The organism is Skermanella sp. (genome assembly GCF_059503625.1).
Window position 1 is genome coordinate 1 of sequence record NZ_JCACHA010000026.1, and the last position, 4,452, is coordinate 4,452.

The window sequence follows — 4,452 nt, forward strand, 5'->3', positions numbered from 1 at the left end:
CGCTCTCTGCATCCATCCGGGCGAGCGGCGTCGCCTCTTTGTCTCCCCAGGGCGTTTCGCCACTGCCATCCAGCAGAATCGGTAGGCTGCCGTCGGTGACTGCCTTAGCAACCAACCCCAGTGCCTGGTCGATGTTAGGAGAGGTTGACAGCGCCATAAGGGCTCCTGAATGCGCGAACCAGTCCAGCACACCTAGGTAGCGCGGCCCTGGCCAACAACACATCGCCCACGGACAATCCCTTACCTGATTACGCGGCTTCCTCAGTTAAGCAGGCCAGATCACCGACCAACCAGCCGGGCACGTCCGACAAGCAGCCGAGCAGGCCCGGCGCCATGGGCAGTTCGTGCGCCTGTCCTGGCGCGAGTGCGAAGGCAATCGCCCGGCCGGCGGCTGCCAGGACATGGCACCCGCTGAAGGGCGAGAACCAGTTGCCGAAGGTCCTTCAGGGTGTCAGGTTCCGCAACGGCGTGGGTGCCGTCGCAGGTCTGGTAGGAAATTCGGATGGCGTAGTCTCCAGCTTGTTCAACGAGCCACAACCGGCGTTGGCACGCCGGCGGAGACCACGCCATGGCCAAGGATGGCAGCAAGGCGCTTGGCGCTCAGGCGTTGTTTGCCGGGGAGGCTTGGTTTGACCCAGTCGAGGCATGCCTACGGGGCCGGATCCGCGGCCTGATGGAGGAACTGATAGAGCAGGAGCTCGAGGCGGCGCTGGGGCGCGGACGCTACGAGCGGGCTAGCGGGGTCGTTGGGCATGGACATCGCAGGCGGCAGCTGACGGGCTTCTTTGGGCCGGTGGAGCTCGCGGTGCCGCCGGTCCGAATGCGGGCCGAGGACGGCAGCAACCGGGAATGGCGCAGCGCCGTGCTGCCGCGCTACGCCTGACGGACGCGCCAGCCAAGGTGCTGATCGCGGGTACCTACCTGGCCGGGACCAACACGCGGCGGGTGCAGCGGGCGCTGGCGGCGCTGTTCCGGGGCGCGGTGGGCAAGGACGTGGTCAGTCGCGCCTCGCGCAAAGTACGGGCGGATTGGGAGGCCTTGGGGCCGGCGTGACCTGGCGGGCGAGGACATCGTTCTCCTCATTCTGGACGGAACCGTCGTGCGGGTCCGGCTGGATCGCAGGGCCACCTCGATCTCGTTGTTGGCCGTCCTAGGCGTGCGCCGGGACAGGCAGAAGGTGTTGCTGGCCGTCCGCGCCATGGGCGGGAAGAGCGAGACGGCGTGGCGGGCCGTACTCGATGACATGATCGCCCGCAGGCTGCGGACCCCGGAGTTCCTGATCATCAACGGCGCGGCTGGCCGCGAAAAGGCGCTCGCCGCGCTCTGGCCGGCGGTGCCCGCTCAGCGCTGCACGGTTCACAAGCACCGGAATCTCCCCGCCCACGCGCCGGAGCGGCTGCATGAGGGGATCTCGGCCGACTACACAGACATGGTCTACGCCGAGACCGCGAAGGAGATCGAGACGCGCCGAGAAGCCTGCCCGCGCAGGTGGCGGCTGAAATGTCGGGTTGGCGCCGACAGCTTGGAGGAAGCTGGCGACGCGTTGCTCGCCTTCAACCGGCTGCCCTCGAGCCAGTGAAAATCAGCGCGGACCACCAGCGCCATCGAGCGGCTTCATGAGGAGTTCAAGCGTCGCATCAAGACGCAGAACGTGCTGCCTTCAGCTGAGACAGCAGGGGTGCTGTTCTGGGCCTTCCTCGCCTCAAGCCAAATTATCATGCGCAAGGTCGATGGTTGGCAAAGCCTCAGTCAGCCACCTGCCAAGAGCATGATTGACCTCGTCGCCTGAGCCGATACCGTCATCGCGCCGGAGACAGCCAAGACCATTTCCAACACATCCTGCGACGGCATCACGGCGTGGAGGTCAGAGAGACGCCAGCATAGACCGCCGCCTGATCAGCCGGCCGTCACCCGATTTTCTGCATAGCTCTGTATCGACTGCTCGACGGCTTCCACTGCTACTTTGCGGTCGCGGCGGCCGGCTTCACAGCCATCCGGCAACCAGTGTGGCCTCCTGCGGTGAGCACAATCAGGCGCTCGGATTAGCGGACTCCTTGCTTTATGCGCTGTTGCACTTGGGTATTGATGACCAAACGCTCACACCCGGAGGGTCATCCCATTACCACAGGTAATCCTAGGCATGCGGATCGGTACTCCCGACCGAGCCGTCACTTCTGGTTCGCGCCACGCCGTCCGTTTGCGATCGGGGACTAGATTGCTAAGGTCTGACGTTCCAACTCACACAGGAGATGTGCCATCGTGCGTATCAGACCTAAACGCAGCCGAAAGACCGCCCGCAAGCGCCTCCGGGTGCAACGTAGACACGCCAAACTCCAGAAAGGTGGCTGAGCTCGACTTTCGCCATTCAGGCCGCGTGGCAGAGGGCATAGGTGATGCTCTCGTGGAGGGCTGGCGGAAGTTTTGCGGCGTTGACGGACAGCCGGGACATGGCAATACCCTGCTCCCTCCAGATCGCACGTCGTGCTGCGGCGAGACTGTCGGCAAAGCTCGGTCGCTGCTTGTGGTACCAAGCCGTGGCCGAGACCTGCAGCTGGGCACGGCAGTCGAGGCGTGACGCCAGCAGGGTGACGATCGAGAACAGCCCCAGGCATGGCGTGGTGCGAGCGATGGCCTTGTCGGACCATTGCCGCTGGGTTTCCACGCCGAGGTGATCGCGGACCTCGCGGAAGGTAACTTTCGACAGCGGCCATGTGGTGCAACGTATAGAGGATTGGCGAGTCAGCTGGGGCAGCCGCCAAAAGTTCGCGGCTCCCACAGCCAGGCGTTACCAGCACATACAGGCTGCGGCCAAACGAGCGAACCAGCGTCGGAAGCCCGCCCCCAAGATCCTCCGCGATCTGCCGCCCGGTTCGGCCACTCGTCCGAACCAGCCGGACAACCTCGTCCTCAAACTCCTTCGTAAACCTTCGCTGCTGTTTCATGGGGGTCTTCTTGCGTCATCGGGACCTCTCCACTTTTCCGAAGCAAGTCCAGGTCGGTCTGGCGACCATCCCGCAAGCAGCTGAAAATTTTGTCTCGAGTCGGCATGCCCTAACTGGGTCTGCGCTCAGCCCGCCCGTAGGTGGTGTACTCGGACTTCACAGTCGAATCAGTTCAAACCTTCCTCTGCTGCCGCCCAGCGGAGGTATCACGGTTCTGATCTGCTGCCTGCCTTGTAGAGACCTGTTGATATAACTGCATCTGCTGCGAACCAAGATATCCGACCGATAGCGACCAGCGGCGCAAGCCTGCTCTCAAACGCGAGGAGCGCGAAAGTAGACGTAAGCAAGGACACCTTGAGCGCAAGGAAAATTGTGTGCCTGCGACAAATGAATGTTATACCGACCAATGTAGGAGAACAAAATCCATGGCGAAGGCAGAGACATCCGCTCCGCGCGGCACCAACAAGGTCGTCAAAGCCTTCTTCGAGACCTTGGACTCTATGCCCGATGCTGGCCGGTCGCAGGTCGCCAAGGCGGCGCTGGCCGCAATTCGGGAGAAGCTGACAGCCCGCAAAGACAAAGAGAAGGCCACCCGGGAAAAGGAGAAGGCCAGGTCTGCCCGCGGCAAGGCAGCACCCGCGCCCCGCAAAGCAGCTTCGTCGTCGCGCGTCGCAAACGTCCGTAAGGCTCCGGCTGCCGCGGCCAAACCGGCACGCTCGACGAAGATGCCCGAGGCCTCTGCAGCGAAGGCCACGATGCGTCCAGCTTCACGCCGCGTCGCACCCAAGGCTACTGCGGCAGCAGCCCCACAGCCCAGAAAGGCCGCCGCTCGCCGACCCAGCACTCGGAAAAAGCCTGCGCCGGAAGCATCCTCGATGGACAACCAAACCGCGCCGGATAACGACTCAATGAATGGCGCACCGTCTGAAGGCACGGCCAGCGACGAGTAAGCTAGGAGCCCGTCCCGGTAACGGGTGAAGAGGCTCGACAAGCGGGGCGTGCGGTGATTCGCTCGACGGCATGACAAAGAGCTTTCGGCCCTGGAAGGTGGATGAGGTCTGGCTGCTGCCGCCCTCAGTGCAGGAGTTCGTCCCTGAGGAGCATCCGGCGCATCTAGTCCTCGACCTCGTGGCGGAGGAGCTCGATCTCTCCGCCATTCTCTCGATTACGACGAACTCCGGGGCCACCCGGCGATGATGGTGGCGCAGCTGCTCTATGCCTACAGCCGGGGCGTCTACTCGTCGCGGCGGATCGCCCGCGCCTGCGAGGAGCGGCTGGACTTCCAGGCCGTGACGGCGCTGAAGCGGGCGGACATCCGCACCATCAGCGAGTTCCGCCGGCACCATCTGGTGGCGCTGGCCGACCTCTTCGTGCAGGTGCTCGCCTTGTGCCGGCGCGCCGGCCTGGTCGGACTCGGCCATGTGGCGGTGGACGGCACCAAGCCGCGGGCCAATGCCTCTAAGTGTCCGTCCGGGATCATATTGTTCTTCGGCATAGCCTTCGCAGCATG

The 4,452-nt window shown here is 64.0% G+C and carries 2 protein-coding genes and 4 pseudogenes; 3 read left to right on the top strand and 3 right to left on the bottom strand.

From position 1 onward, the window contains the following. Positions 1-278: 278 nt before the first annotated feature. Positions 279-392: pseudogene (locus tag AC5JJ6_RS00655) on the bottom strand (IS5-like element ISMex42 family transposase); the annotation flags it as partial. Positions 393-568: 176 nt separating this feature from the next. Here AC5JJ6_RS00655 and AC5JJ6_RS00660 point away from each other — a divergent pair. Continuing rightward, positions 569-1,789 (top strand): annotated as a pseudogene (locus tag AC5JJ6_RS00660) (IS256 family transposase). 576 nt (positions 1,790-2,365) lie between these two features. Here the strand turns inward: AC5JJ6_RS00660 and AC5JJ6_RS00665 are convergent. Both AC5JJ6_RS00665 and AC5JJ6_RS00670 read right to left on the bottom strand, forming a co-directional pair. Continuing rightward, positions 2,366-2,662, bottom strand: coding sequence for a hypothetical protein (locus AC5JJ6_RS00665; protein WP_496040188.1), 297 nt, complete (start codon positions 2,660-2,662; stop codon positions 2,366-2,368). Positions 2,663-2,816: 154 nt separating this feature from the next. Beyond that, positions 2,817-2,942: pseudogene (locus AC5JJ6_RS00670) on the bottom strand (transposase); the annotation flags it as partial. A gap of 425 nt (positions 2,943-3,367) precedes the next feature. Here AC5JJ6_RS00670 and AC5JJ6_RS00675 point away from each other — a divergent pair. Both AC5JJ6_RS00675 and AC5JJ6_RS00680 read left to right on the top strand, forming a co-directional pair. Continuing rightward, complete coding sequence (locus AC5JJ6_RS00675; protein WP_496040187.1) at positions 3,368-3,892, top strand: hypothetical protein; 525 nt, start codon at positions 3,368-3,370, stop codon at positions 3,890-3,892. A 70-nt stretch (positions 3,893-3,962) separates the two neighbouring features. Further along, a pseudogene (locus AC5JJ6_RS00680) lies at positions 3,963-4,452 on the top strand (transposase); the annotation flags it as partial.